At 63.4% G+C, this 12,478-nt stretch carries 11 protein-coding genes; 2 read left to right on the top strand and 9 right to left on the bottom strand.

What is annotated here, in order from left to right:
* Positions 1–30: 30 nt before the first annotated feature.
* From KTJ89_RS16830 to KTJ89_RS16815, 4 genes are all read right to left on the bottom strand, one after another.
* Positions 31–606 (bottom strand): hypothetical protein, encoded by a 576-nt coding sequence (locus tag KTJ89_RS16830; RefSeq protein ID WP_172172307.1) that lies wholly within the window; start codon positions 604–606, stop codon positions 31–33.
* Positions 603–815, bottom strand: coding sequence for a helix-turn-helix transcriptional regulator (locus tag KTJ89_RS16825; RefSeq protein WP_172172305.1), 213 nt, complete (start codon positions 813–815; stop codon positions 603–605). Before KTJ89_RS16825 ends, KTJ89_RS16830 begins: the two co-directional genes overlap by 4 nt.
* 316 nt (positions 816–1,131) lie before the next feature.
* Positions 1,132–1,479, bottom strand: coding sequence for a cupin domain-containing protein (locus KTJ89_RS16820; protein WP_259358567.1), 348 nt, complete (start codon positions 1,477–1,479; stop codon positions 1,132–1,134).
* A 74-nt stretch (positions 1,480–1,553) separates the two neighbouring features.
* Entirely contained in the window at positions 1,554–3,002 is a 1,449-nt protein-coding gene (locus KTJ89_RS16815) for an NAD(P)/FAD-dependent oxidoreductase (RefSeq protein ID WP_259358566.1), read from the bottom strand.
* A 203-nt stretch (positions 3,003–3,205) separates the two neighbouring features.
* On the opposite strand from KTJ89_RS16815, the gene KTJ89_RS16810 reads away from it, so the two are divergent.
* Positions 3,206–4,672, top strand: coding sequence for a PucR family transcriptional regulator (locus KTJ89_RS16810; protein WP_259358565.1), 1,467 nt, complete (start codon positions 3,206–3,208; stop codon positions 4,670–4,672).
* Here KTJ89_RS16810 and KTJ89_RS16805 read toward each other — a convergent pair.
* Complete coding sequence (locus tag KTJ89_RS16805; RefSeq protein ID WP_259358564.1) at positions 4,586–6,064, bottom strand: amino acid permease; 1,479 nt, start codon at positions 6,062–6,064, stop codon at positions 4,586–4,588. The two genes, KTJ89_RS16810 and KTJ89_RS16805, sit on opposite strands and share 87 nt — an antisense overlap.
* Before the next feature lie 439 nt (positions 6,065–6,503).
* Positions 6,504–7,745: an MFS transporter gene (locus KTJ89_RS16800; protein ID WP_259358563.1), complete on the bottom strand. Its 1,242-nt coding sequence runs from the start codon at positions 7,743–7,745 to the stop codon at positions 6,504–6,506.
* A 323-nt stretch (positions 7,746–8,068) separates the two neighbouring features.
* Here KTJ89_RS16800 and KTJ89_RS16795 point away from each other — a divergent pair, with 323 nt between their 5' ends.
* Positions 8,069–9,109 carry an LCP family protein gene (locus KTJ89_RS16795; protein WP_139469966.1) on the top strand — a complete coding sequence of 347 codons (1,041 nt, stop codon included), beginning with the start codon at positions 8,069–8,071 and terminating at the stop codon, positions 9,107–9,109.
* A 241-nt stretch (positions 9,110–9,350) separates the two neighbouring features.
* On the opposite strand, the gene KTJ89_RS16790 is transcribed toward KTJ89_RS16795, so the two are convergent.
* The 3 genes from KTJ89_RS16790 to KTJ89_RS16780 form a co-directional block, all read right to left on the bottom strand.
* Positions 9,351–9,821: a hypothetical protein gene (locus KTJ89_RS16790; RefSeq protein ID WP_259358562.1), complete on the bottom strand. Its 471-nt coding sequence runs from the start codon at positions 9,819–9,821 to the stop codon at positions 9,351–9,353.
* 600 nt (positions 9,822–10,421) lie between these two features.
* The gene (gene pgm, locus KTJ89_RS16785) at positions 10,422–12,062 is read right to left on the bottom strand and encodes a phosphoglucomutase (alpha-D-glucose-1,6-bisphosphate-dependent) (protein WP_259358561.1); all 1,641 of its coding nucleotides are present in this window, start codon (positions 12,060–12,062) and stop codon (positions 10,422–10,424) included.
* A 118-nt stretch (positions 12,063–12,180) separates the two neighbouring features.
* The gene (locus KTJ89_RS16780; RefSeq protein ID WP_172172297.1) at positions 12,181–12,477 is read right to left on the bottom strand and encodes a hypothetical protein; all 297 of its coding nucleotides are present in this window, start codon (positions 12,475–12,477) and stop codon (positions 12,181–12,183) included.
* Position 12,478 lies beyond the last annotated feature (1 nt).

The following is a 12,478-nucleotide window of genomic DNA, read 5'->3' as shown; positions in this document are numbered from 1 at the left end:
CAATCACTGCTCCTCAAGAACCGAGCGGAATCAGTCCTCGTCTTCGATCTCAGCGGCGGCGGCCGCCTCGGCGCGGGCCTGCTTGATTTTTCGTACCCGGGAGATCGTCATGATGGTCAGCGCGACGATGAAGCCGAACGCAGCGCCGATCGCGATGGAATAGGTGCTGGAGGGAGCACCTGGCATCGTTTGATTGCCCATTCCGACATCGATGAGCGGGTAGCCGTTGCTTATATGAAAGACGATTGCACCGACCCAAACGATGGCGAACAGGGCGCCGACGATATTGCCGACGATCAGCCGCCTCGGCGAGACGCGAGCCATCGACATGGAGAAGTCCACATTCTCACGCTGGCAGTATGCAGAGATGACGATGCTGGTCACCATGGAGCCGAAGACGATGAGCACACTCCACATTCCCGCGCCGAAGACGGCAAAGATGAGTGCAAGCGCGAAGAACACGTAGGTGGAGACGACGGCCCCCAAGGTATATGCCCGCAGAATGACGTCGCGTTCGCGTTCGTCTCCCATCGAGGGGTCGTCGAAGCCGGCGATTCTGTCGGCAAAGGCGTTGGGGCGGTTCTTGTTGTCGCTGATGTTGTTCATGACGATTCCTCCTGAAGTGAGAAGATCTCTTCGACTGTCGTGTCCAAGGCTCGGGCGATGCGCAGCGCCAGATAGACGCTGGGGGCGTAGTCGCCGCGCTCGGTCGCGATGATCGTCTGCCGCGACACCCCGGTGAGCTGGGCCAACTGTGCCTGCGTCAGCACCGCAGCCTTGCGAACCTGCTTGAGGTCCGAGGTCTGAACTTCCATACCGTTCCTTGATGTCAACTTCTCTTTACATCTAAAAGTAAAGCATGTTTGACATTGTGATGTCAATGATCTTTGACATCGCCGAGGAGGCCCTGCAGTTCCGTACCCCGCAGGCTCGCGTTTGAGCCACTGGTGCTGGGCTGAGCGGTCGCGCCGCCATCCCCTCCGCGCACAACCTCCCACAAACGCGAAAACACCCCGCCGCAACGGGGTGTTTTCGCGCTATGGGTGATGGATGTGCATCCAGCGGTGTGAAGAGAAGCTAGCGCGAGGGTGTGGCACCAATGGTGAGGGCTGCAGCACAGGGCCTGGGCGCTCAGTAGATGACGTAGACCTTGCGCACCGTCTCTGTGACATCCCAGCGTCCGGTCCAGCCGACAGGCAAGACGACGAACGAACCTGTCGAGATCTCCACCTGCTGCCCGGACTCGTCATCGGTCAGAGTCGCGCGCCCGGAGAGGATGTAGCAGACCTCGGTATCGGGGCGGTCGATGACCGGCCAGCCGCCGGGCTGGCACTCCCAGATCCCGGTCTGAGCGCTGTTGCCCGGGTCGACAGGGAGAGTGCGCAGCAGGGGATTGCCGCTGTCGGCGCCTGCGCGCACGCCGGCATCCTTGAGTGAGCCGTCGATGTCGTTGGTGGGAATGTGAGTGAGAGTGGTCATGGGAATCCCTTCTGAGTGTGAGTTTGAGTTTGGAAGTGAGTATTGGTGGTTGGCAGACGTGGAACGGATTGAGGTCAGTGCGCCCCGGTGAGCCTTTCGAGCAGGGCCGAGATCTTCGAGGGCCGCTTCGTGATCCGCTCCTCGAAGTCCCCGAGTTCGGCTGCCGCCAGTCCGGCATTGACCCCGACCCATCGGAACGGTTCGATCTCCCACCTCGGTGATCGGTGGTCGACGATCGGCAGCGAGTTGAGCTCGTCGGGCTTATTGAGGATGAGGTTGCGCAGGACTCGCGCCGCCAGGTTGCTGGTGGCGACTCCATCGCCGACGTAGGGTCCGGCCCAGGCGATTCCGCGGGAGCGGTCGAGTCCGACCGAGGGGAACCAGTCGCGGGGGACTCCGAGCGGTCCGCCCCAGCGGTGGGCGATGGGCACGTCGCGCAGCTGTGGGAAGAAGTCGTGCATGGTGTCGACGATCTTGTTGTGGATGCGAGTGTCGGTGTCGAACCGCGGATCGACCCGGGACATGAAGTGATACGGGGCTCCGCGTCCGCCGAACACGATCCGTCCATCGGCTGTCGACTGGGCGTAGATGCGCAGATTCCGCAGATCGTTGAATGCCTTCCGGCCGTCGAGCCCGAGCTCGGAGCGGAGGTCGGCAGGCAGCGGTTCAGTGGCCACCACCAGCGAATACAGCGGTGCGACTTCGCGGCGATGCTGAGGGAACTCGGGAGTATAGGCTTCGGTCGCCCGCACGACCACCTCGGCGGAGACGACCCCGCCAGGGGTCCCCACTCGACCGGATTCCATCGTCAGGGCGGGGGTGTCCTCATAGATGGCGCCGCCGTGGGATTCGACCCACGCCGCGAGGCCGCGCACGAGGTGATCGGGTTGGATGACCGCGCAATGTGGGGTGAACGTCGCACCGAGCACCGAGGTGGCCCTGACCTGGTCGGCCGCCTCGGCGGCGTCGAGGAATTTGAACTGACCGTGGGCACCGAAGTCCTCCGTCGCCTTGACCGATGCCCGCGCCCTGGCCAGCTGTGCCGGGTTGCGCGCCAAGGAGATGAACCCTTCCTTCGCATAGTCGCAGTCGATGCCTTCGTCAGTGCTGACCCGACCGATCTCGTCGACGGCGTCGTTCATCGCGTGCTGCAGGTCGAGTGCCGCAGTGTGCCCGTGGAAATGGGCGACCCGAGCCAGCGAGATAGGAAAGATCGCCGAGGCCCAGCCGCCGTTGCGACCGGATGCACCGAAGCCGGCGACCTCCCTCTCCACGATGGCGACCCTGAGGCTCGGGTCTTCCCTGAGCAGGTAATACGCGGTCCACAGTCCTGTGTAGCCGGCCCCGACGACGGCGACGTCGACGGTGACGTCCTCATCCAAAGCCGCCCGCCGTTGCCCGGTCCGGTCGGTCTTCCACAGGGCTGTCTCCTGCGACGTGGTCGGTGTCCCCTCAGCCGGTGTCGCTGCGACAGTCGAGCCGGTGGTGTCTGCGAGCGTATTGGGGGAGTGAGAAGTGCGCACGGGGTCTCCTTCGTTGGAGGGTCAGTGGAGTGCTGTTGAGCTGTATGAGATCAGTATTCGCGGTCGTTCTGCGCCCAGGCACCCGTGATGTGCACAGCCTTCTGTCTCCCGTTCATACGTTTGGCTAGTCTCGTCCGGCTCGCGCATGTGATGATGTGGATCTGTCCGCCCGATTCGACAGGGTACTCCAATGAAGGATGATGATGATCTCGGTAGATGATCTGGCTGCCCTGCCGACGATGGGCCTCGAGTTCGTGGCCGGTCAGGCCGGCGGCCATCGGATGGTCACGTGGGCACACGTGTGCGATCTCGACGACCCATGGAACTGGGTAGGATCCGGAGACCTGGTGATGACCACCGGCCCGGGAATCCCCAAAGCCCCTGCTGACCAGGTGGAATGGTTGGATAAGATCGTCGACGCCGGAGTCAGCGCACTCGTTCTCGCGCTCGGACCGAAGAGTCCCGCGGCAAGCGAGCAGATGCTGGAAGCTGCGACCGCGCGCAAGTTCCCGGTGCTCACCGGTCGGTTCGATCTGCAGTTCGTCACTCTGGCCCGAGCCGTCATCGAAAGCTCCATCGACGCCGAACGACGTCGCATCGCAGCGATCAGACGTCTGTATGACGTCAACAGCATGGAGGTCGAAACCGGACAGAGCATCGGCAACCGGCTCAGCGCTCTGGAGAAGATCAGCGGGTGGGCGCTGTGCCTATGGGATGGACGGGAGGACACCGTTCTGTTCGCCGGTCGTCATGCCGAGCGCGCGGGTCTCAGCGATGCCCCGGACACCGCCGCCGAAGCGATCGCGCTGCCCGGTGATCCCCACCTCCGACTGGTCGCCTCACCGCTCGCCGATGCGCTGCCGGACAAACCCCTGTTGGCTCATGTGGTCGGGCTGCTCACCATGGAATTCCGCTACCGAGGTGCAGAGCAGGACCGTCTGCGGCAATCGGGTCAGGAGCTGTTCTCCGGACTGTTGGCAGAGACGATCACACCTTCGGCTGTGTGGCCCGAGCTCAACCGGCGCGGACTGACAGAGGCGGTGGTCATCGCCTGCTGGAGGTCGACCTCCGAGGCCGAACCGGCCGATGGCGATGTGCACCGCCGCACGTGGCTCGATGGACTTGCCCCGTTGCTGTTCCGCCAGGGCTCTCAGCTGCTGGGCGTCGTCCCCGACGACGTTGATCTTCTGCACAGAATCGCCGAGGCGGTCGGCCCTGACGTCGTCACCGGTGTCAGCTCGACGCTGACCTCGAATTCCTCTTTCCCCGAGGTGGTCCGCCAAGCGAAGCTGGCAGGATCACGTGCAGTGGAGCTGCAATCACCCGTCGTCAGGTACGACGACGACCAGACCGTGTCGATGTTCCCCGCGACACCCGCCGAAGTGAGGAACCTGGTCCGAGGGATCCTCGGTCCCGTCATCGACTACGATCGGGCGAACTCCACCGATCTGGTCGCCTCGGTGAGGGTATTCCTCGGCAACGACGGCAACTGGAGTCGCAGCGCCGAACAGCTGACCATCCACCGGCAGACCCTCGTCTACCGAATGAACAAGGTCACCGAACTCATCGGCTTCGCGCCCGCGTCATCGCGGGGAACGGCGCTGCTGTGGTTGGCGATCGAGAGCGCTCGCCGCACCGGCATTGACCTCGCCGACATCGTCGCCGACTGAAGGAGTCTGTTGGCGACGGCGGGTGGCGAAGTGGATGATCGACAGGATCGCCCACACCGCCAGTCCCTGCAGGAGCTCGATGCGCAGGTCGGAGCGGAAGAGCATGCTGATGAGCACGGCAGCGATGACGATCGTCACTGCTGCGGGCAGGTACGGGTAGAGCCACATCCTGAAGACGAGGACCTCCGGACGCTCCTTCTCCCACTTGCGGCGCAGCTTGAGTTCCGAGAGGCAGATCATCAGGTAGACGAAGAGGAACACGGCTCCTGAGGAATTGATGAGGAAGTCGAAGACATCCTCGGGGAACAGCGCCGACAGTGCGACGCATCCATACCCGATGACGGTGCACGAGAGGATGCCGATGACGGGAACGCCGCGTTTGTTCGTCGTCGTCAGGACCTTCGGTGCGTCCCGGCGGTTGCCCATGACGAAGAGCATCCTCGACGCCGTGTACATCCCCGTGTTGAGGACGGAGAGTGCGGCGATGACGATGACGAGGTTGAGCAGGTCAGCCGTTGCGGGCACTCCGATGTGGTCGAGCGCAGTCACGAACGGTGATTCGCCCGGCACGATGGTGTTCCAGGGAACGACGATGACGATGAGGATCATCGAGAGGATGAAGAACGCGAGGATGCGGAACACGACGGAATTGACCGCCCGGCGGATGGCTTTGACCGGTTCCTCTGACTCGGCTGCGGCGATGGTGGCGACTTCGACGCCGGTCATCGAGAAGACCACGGCGACGACTCCGGTGAAGAGGGTGAGCACGCCATTGGGCAGCAGTCCGCCGTGTGCGGTGAGGTTGCTGAAGTCCGCGGACTGACCGGGCCAGAGTCCGACGACGAAGGCCGCGCAGATGGCGATGAAGACGATGATGGCCGCGACCTTGATGCTCGCAAACCAGTATTCGGCCTCTCCGAATGTGCCGACGGACATGAGGTTGACCAGCGTCATGATGACCAGGACGGTGCCGGCGGTGGCCCAGACCGGGATGTCCGGGAACCAGCGTTGGATCGTCTGCCCGCAGACCACGGCTTCGAAGCCGACGAGGATGACCCAGAAGTACCAGTACAGCCAGCCGGTGGTGAAGCCCGCCCAACGGCCGAGCCCCATATGGGCATAGTCGGTGAATGAGCCGGTGGTCGGTTTGGCAGCGGCCATCTCGCCGAGCATGCGCATGACGAGGAAGACGATGATCCCGGTGATGCCGTAGGAGACGAAGGCCAGCGGTCCGGCATCGGCGATGATGGCGCTTGACCCGACGAACAGGCCCGCGCCGATGACTCCGCCGAGTGCGAGCATCGTGAGGTGACGCTGCTTGAGGCCCTTCTTCAGCTGATTCCCGCCGTCGGTCGCCGTGCTCGATGGTGAGCCGGTGGGTGCTTCTTTCACGTGACTACCTCCTCGTAGTTGTGTCAGATCCACCCTGCGCGCTCCCTCATCCGCCCGCTATGCGGCATTGGTACAGGCAGTCTGGGGTCGTTCATACAGGTGGACAGCAGAGTTGGTGGGGAGTTCGCCGAGGAGGCCCTGCAGTAGCGGGATCGCGCAGGCTCGCGATCGCGCCACCACGGCCGGGCTGAGCCAGCGGGCCGTCGCCGCCTCCGTACATCACCTCCCGCAAACGCGAAAACACCCCGCCGCAACGGGGTGTTTTGTCGCTATGGGTGACGGATGCTCACCGGCCGGTGCGAAAAGAGACTCACGTGAGGGCGTGACACTAACAGTGACGGATGCTCGCCGAGGCGGTCGCCGGCAGGCGGCACTGCCGCCCATTGCACGTGACACCAGCGCGCGAGACAGCGATCGCGCAAGCGCGCCTCAGCGCGCTTTACGCCTCCACAACTCGCTCGCGCCGACGGTCCTTCTCCAGCCGGGCTTCGTGACTCGACCGCGAAGGGTTGAGCAGCTTGAGCAGCGACAGCGCGATGATCGCTCCCAGCACTGCGCAGCCGGCAGGCAGCAGCATCGCGGTCTTTGCATCGAAGGCGTCGATGATGTTGCCGGCGACGGCCGATCCGAAGGCGACGCCGAAGCCCAGCGAGGTGCCCAACCAGGCGAATGCCTCGGTGAGCCTGCGCGGGGGAGCGAGCTGCTCGATGACGGAGTTCGCGCCGATGAGGCTCGGTGCGATCGCGGATCCGACGACGATGAGGATGATGCCGTAGGTGATCATCGAGTTGGCCAGCAGCATCAGACATGCGCCCACGGCCAGAGCGGACACGGCCACGCCGAAGCGGTGATGGACGGCGGCCTGCCAGTTGCGGGCCCCGTACAGCGCGCCGGAGATGAGCGATCCCAGCGCCAGGCACGACAGCAGCACACCGGCAGAGGACTTCACGCCGAGTTCGTCGGCGAAGGCGACGGCGATGACGTCGACGGCACCGAAGTTTACGCCGAGGAAAATGTTGACGATGATGATCGCGAAGATGCCCGGATTCGAGAACACGTGGCCCTTCGCCTCGGTGGTCCGCTCCACCGGTGGGGGTTCGGTCGACTTCTGGATGTAGAGCAGCAGCGAGCCGACGCCGACGGTGATCATCGAGAGGATGATTCCGGCCGGCGGCCACACAGCGGTGGCGAGCACCGTGGCCAGAACCGGCCCGGAGACGAACATCAGCTCATCGGCGACCGATTCCCACGAGAACGCGGTCTGCAGCTTCTTCGGGGTGTCGACGATATGCGACCAACGTGAGCGCACGAGCGAACCGACGGAGCCGACGGTGGCGCCGCCGATGCCGGCGAAGACGAAGACGAATCCCGTCCACCATTCCTCGTACACGGAGACGATGAGCAGCGCCAACGCGATGAGGTGGGTGATGACGATGGGCACCATGACCTTCGCCTGGCCGAGGCGGTCGACGAGGCGAGCGATCCCGGGGCCCGCAAGCGCCTGGACGATCATGTAGACGGCGGAGACGATGCCCGCCATGCCGTACGACCCGGTCACGCCCTGGATGAAGAGGACGATTCCCAGCCCCAGCACTGCGATGGGCATTCGGGCGACGAGACCGGCCAAGGAGAACTTGAGAGCACCGGGAAGCGACAGAATTTCCCGATAGTTATTGAACACCAGGAAAGTCTACCGAGCGCCCTCAGCGACAGCCAGACGAATTGTGCGTTATTACTGGTGAGTCCCCTCACCTCGGCGCCGGAGGTCATTGGTGGGTAACGAACCGGTATCAGTCCCGGTCCACCCGGTCGAAACCGGGGATCACTGCGTCTGACAAGGCAGAACACCTCGCCGAGGCGGCCCTGCCCTCCCGTTCGCCTCCGCAGTGCGGTACGGGGTGAGTCGCGTGGCTGAGAAATGGGTCACCTCGGTCGCTATACAATGAGCGGGATTGCCCAATGACCCCGGCGCCCGGCGCCGACCGCTCAAACCCCGGAGTGCCGATGACGGACAACACCACCTTCGACGATCTCTTCGACCACCAGAACGAGGAACAGCAGCGCCCGCGCAAGAAGAAGCGCGTCTGGCGCAAGGTACTCGTCGCACTGCTGATCATCGTCATCCTCGGCGTGCTCGGCATCGGGCTCTACGTCTGGAGCGTCGGCCGGTCGTTCGACAAGAACGCGAACCAGCTCAGCGATGAGCAGGTCTTCGGCAAGTCCGGCGGCGGCAAGGACGGCGACGGCACGAACATCCTGCTGCTGGGCTCGGACGAGTCGATGAAAGATGTCGACGTCAACGATTCGCGCGGCCTGCGTTCGGACACGATCATGGTCATGCACCTGCCCGAAGACGGCGGCAACGTCCAGATCATGTCGATCCCGCGCGACACCTACGTCGATATCGAGGGCCACGGCAAGTCGAAGATCAACGCGGCACTGTCATACGGCGGTCTGCCGCTGGCCGTATCGACGGTTTCGGACTTCATCGGCACCGAACTCGATCACGTGGCGATCATCGACTTCGAAGGATTCAAGGCACTGACCGACAGCCTCGGCGGGGTGACCGTGAATTCCGAGCAGGCGTTCGAGAAGAACGGCCACACCTTCACCCAGGGTGAGAACGTGCTGAACGGTGACGAAGCGCTGACCTTCGTGCGCGAGCGCAAGCAGTTCAAGGACGGCGACTTCCAGCGTGCGCGCAATCAGCAGGCGTTCATCCGCGGTCTGACGAATGAGATGATCTCGGCCGATACGCTGTCGAACCCGAAGAAGATCCAGGACATGGTCAAGAACTTCGCGCCGTACATGTACGTCGACTCGGGCATGGACGCGAAGTACATCTCCGCGACCGCGTTCAATATGCGCGACGTCCGTCCCGGTGACATCGAGTTCTTCACCGCGCCCGTCGCCGGCGTCGGCACCTCCCCGGACGGTCAGTCGATCGTCAACGTCGACGAGGATGAGCTGAAGAAGGTCCGCGACGCGTTCAAGAACGATACCGTGGCCGACTACGTGCAGAACGCCCCGGAGGCCCACCTCTAAAACCTCGCCGGGGCGGCTCGTCCCCGGGCAACCCTCGCCGAGGCGGCTCACCTTAGCCGCGGACGCCGAGGCCCAGCTCTGCGGAGTCACACACCGAGCCCCGCTCCAGGATCGTTCTGGAGCGGGGCTCTTGTTGTACGGCGAGTTTCGGCCGATATCAGCGGACGCATAATCGCCTTTAGTTCCAGTCATCGAGTTTTAGATCGATGACTGGAACTAAAGGCGATGAGGTCGAGGCGAGTCAGCCTTCGAACTTGACCTGGTGCACAGCGTGGGGTGCTGCACCCCATTCGTCCTGGTCGCCGATGGCCTGGTTGGAGACACCGAGCGTCATCTTCTCGCCGGTCTCGGTATTCCGGTACGTGATGTACGTTGTTCCTGCGGCGCCTTCTGCTCCGGAGTTCCTCCAGTGAGAACCGTCGTCATTGCCGTGGTCTGACAGCTTCTCGGCGACTTCGTCGTTGGCAAACGCTTCGACTCGGTCGGTGTTGTCCTGGCCCCAGGCGATGACGAGTTCATCTGCATACTTGCCGGCTTCGATCGGATAATAGATGGACTGCGTGTCGACGTCCGTGGCGGCCGACTGGGTCGAGGCATCGGCAGCACCGGAATCAGCGGCCATGGCCGGTCCGGACGCGAGTCCAAGACCGGCCAGTCCGGCGACGGTGGCGATTCCGAGAGCTGCAGTTCGTGTGCGGATAGTGGGTTTCATTGTGCTTTCCCTTCTGCTTTTGTGTCGTCGTGACTAGGCGACGGGTCGTTGTCGCAGATCAGTCTTGTCGCCGATCCTGAGGGAGAGGCAACGGTGACTGTGAGCACAATCAAAGCGGATAACAGCGCGAAGACAGGAATATTGCAGTCGTGCGACATGCGATGTCAAAGGGTGGCGAACGCCAGGTAAACGGCAATGGTTCCTGCCTGTGCGACCTGGCGGAACATGAAGCTGACCGCTCTGAAGTTCGTTCTGTTTGGGAGTCGTTGGGGAGCCCGTTCTGCGACAATTTCGACCGGACAGCGATATCCGACCGTGACCCGCTGAGGGCTTACAAAATGAACAGAAGTCCGCGAGGGACTGAGCAGGGGTCCGCGCAGTGCCGTGAAGCTGCGATCACCGGCCGCACCTGCGCCCGCGCATACGTAGCCGTGTGTTCAAAGTGTGGGTGCAGCGATCAGGATCCCTGCGCTCACACTTTGAACACGCGGATGCAGTAATTCAGAGACGGCGCGCCGGGAAATCGCCGCCCGGGCCTCTCGAGACCAGGGCCAGCTCACTGCGTCGCACCCAAAAGCCCAGCCGTAGGACTGTTGGACCTTACTCCAGAACCCCGTCGACGAGAGTGCGGGCATCGTGCTGGACCTGGAGCAGGTGGTCCTCATCGCGCAGGGATTCGGCGTAGATCTTGTAGACGTCTTCCGTGCCTGACGGCCGTACGGCGAACCACGCATTGTCAGTGGTGACCTTGAGTCCGCCGATGGGCGCGTTGTTGCCCGGCGCCGAGGTGAGCACCGCCTTCACGGGTTCACCGCCGACGGTCTTCGCGCTCACCTGAGAGGCATCTAGTGACCCCAGTCGTTCCTTCTGCGCTCGCGTCGCCGGAGCATCCTGGCGGGCATAGGAGCTGGCGCCGTGATTCGCGGCCAGTCCCGCGTAGCGCTGCGAGGGAGTCTGCCCGGTCTTCGCTGTCATCTCGGCGGCAAGGAGGGCGAGGATGATGCCGTCCTTGTCTGTCGACCACACCTTGCCGTCCCGCCGGAGGAACGAAGCACCGGCCGATTCCTCGCCGCCGAATGCCAGCGTCGAATCGAGCAGGCCGGGAACGAACCATTTGAAGCCGACAGGCACCTCGAAGAGGGTGCGATTATGCGCGGCGACGATGCGGTCGACGATCGACGAGGTGACCAGAGTCTTGCCGATCCCCGCGTCCTTCGGCCAATCGGTGCGGGAGTCGATCAGGTAGTCGATGGCCGATGCCAGATAGTGATTCGGATTCATCAGGCCGGCATCGGGAGTGACGATGCCGTGGCGATCGGCATCGGCGTCGTTGCCGGTGGCGATGTCGAAGTCGTTTCGCGAGGCGATGAGGCCGGCCATCGCGTAAGGGGAGGAGCAGTCCATGCGGATGTTCTCGTCCCAATCCAGGGTCATGAACGACCAGGTGGGGTCGACGTCCGGATGGACGACGTCGAGGTTGAGGTCGTAGTCCTCTGCAATGGCCGCCCAGTAGTCGACGCTGGCTCCGCCGAGCGGATCGGCGCCGATCTTCAGCCCGGAGCTGCGAATGACATCGAGGTCGATGACCGACTCGAGGTCGTCGACATAGTTCGAGACGTAGTCGAAGTTCTCGGTGTTCTCCAGATGGAACGCCCGCTGGAACGGAGTGCGCGGGATCTTCTCCCACCCCTCGGCGAGGTACTGGTTCGCGCGATCAGCGATCCAGGTCGTCGTCTCGGTTCCGGCAGGCCCGCCGTGCGGCGGGTTGTACTTGATGCCCCCGTCAGCGGGCGGATTGTGGCTGGGAGTGACGATGATGCCGTCGGCCTGCGCATCCTCGCGCGACTTCCCGGCGTTGAAGCCGAGGATCGCGTGGGAGACTGCGGGGGTCGGGGTGAAGCCGTCGCGTTCGTCGATGAGCGCGGGCACCTCGGCGGCGGCGAGCACCTCGAGGACGGTGAGGAACGCGGGCTCACTGAGCGCGTGAGTGTCACGGCCGAGGAAGATCGGTCCGCGGATGCCTTTGTCTCGGCGGAAATCGACGATGGCTGCGGTGATGGCCGCGATGTGCGCCTCGTTGAAAGAGCGGTTGAAGCTCGAACCGCGGTGGCCGGAGGTCCCGAAGCTCACTGCTTGCGAAGGCACCGAAGGGTCGGGAACCAAGTCGTGATAGGAATCGAGAAGGGCAGGGACGTCAACGAGATCCTTGTCCTGGGCCAACTGGCCGGCGCGTGTTGTCATTCTTCTACCTAACCAAATGACAGCGGTTGCGCACAGTTGTGTCCACGGAGTTCTTGCATCGTGGACTTCGGCGGCTCCACGGAGCGAGAACTAGCAGCCTCGCTCAACGGTGGCCGTCTCAGTCAGGCGGCTCCACGGAGTCGTCTTCCTCTTCTTTCGTGTCTCCGCCGCTGATATCCCGGTCTTGGTCGGGGGAGGAGGACCCTTCGCCCTTGGCCTGGGCGTCTTCAGGATCCCGATCGATCGGAACATCGTGCTCAGCCGCGATTCGCTCAAGCTTCTCTTCGGGAGTCTTGGAACTGCCTTCGGCGTCGGTATCTGCACCGACTCCGACGGCAGAGCTCTCGATCTCCTGCTCGTCTTCGGTCTGCTCTTCTGCTGCGTTCTCCGGGAGATTCTTCTTCTCGTCACTCATG

It is taken from the genome of Brevibacterium sediminis (assembly GCF_024895295.1).
GTDB classification, from domain to species: Bacteria; Actinomycetota; Actinomycetes; order Actinomycetales; family Brevibacteriaceae; genus Brevibacterium; species Brevibacterium sediminis.
This window is presented reverse-complemented; position numbering and strand designations above follow the sequence as displayed.

Excerpts from the sequence above, each read along its gene's own strand:
- KTJ89_RS16830 (WP_172172307.1), bottom strand. The coding sequence starts at position 606 with ATGAACAACATCAGCGACAACAAGAACCGCCCCAACGCCTTTGCCGAC.
- KTJ89_RS16825 (WP_172172305.1), bottom strand. The coding sequence starts at position 815 with ATGGAAGTTCAGACCTCGGACCTCAAGCAGGTTCGCAAGGCTGCGGTG.
- KTJ89_RS16820 (WP_259358567.1), bottom strand. The coding sequence starts at position 1,479 with ATGACCACTCTCACTCACATTCCCACCAACGACATCGACGGCTCACTC.
- KTJ89_RS16810 (WP_259358565.1), top strand. The coding sequence starts at position 3,206 with ATGATCTCGGTAGATGATCTGGCTGCCCTGCCGACGATGGGCCTCGAG.
- KTJ89_RS16795 (WP_139469966.1), top strand. The coding sequence starts at position 8,069 with ATGACGGACAACACCACCTTCGACGATCTCTTCGACCACCAGAACGAG.
- KTJ89_RS16790 (WP_259358562.1), bottom strand. The coding sequence starts at position 9,821 with ATGAAACCCACTATCCGCACACGAACTGCAGCTCTCGGAATCGCCACC.
- pgm (WP_259358561.1), bottom strand. The coding sequence starts at position 12,062 with ATGACAACACGCGCCGGCCAGTTGGCCCAGGACAAGGATCTCGTTGAC.
- KTJ89_RS16780 (WP_172172297.1), bottom strand. The coding sequence starts at position 12,477 with ATGAGTGACGAGAAGAAGAATCTCCCGGAGAACGCAGCAGAAGAGCAG.